Source organism: Corynebacterium sp. MSK006, assembly GCF_030232385.1.
Classification (GTDB): Bacteria; Actinomycetota; Actinomycetes; order Mycobacteriales; family Mycobacteriaceae; genus Corynebacterium; species Corynebacterium frankenforstense_A.
Window position 1 is genome coordinate 1 of record NZ_JASPJZ010000038.1, and the last position, 266, is coordinate 266.

The window sequence follows — 266 nt, forward strand, 5'->3', positions numbered from 1 at the left end:
CCGACTACCTTCGCCGCCGCCGCGTGCGCGGCGTGGCGAAGCGCGGCGATCTCCGCCGACGAACCCCGGAAGAGCAGCCCGGTGCCTTTGGTCCTGGAGTTGATGAACTGCAGGCTACGGGTCTGCGGGGTGGGTGTGTCCGGCCCGTTGTACTCGTCGAGGAGCCTTTGGCAGGCCGTGCGTACCTCGTCATGCGAGCCGGCGGTCCGGCAGGCGCGTGTTCGGAAGCCCCAGGCGCGGCGTTGGTTGTTCAGTTTGGTGGTAAA

At 68.0% G+C, this 266-nt stretch carries 1 pseudogene; it reads right to left on the bottom strand.

The features are described from left to right. Positions 1–266: pseudogene (locus QQA02_RS11610) on the bottom strand (hypothetical protein); the annotation flags it as partial.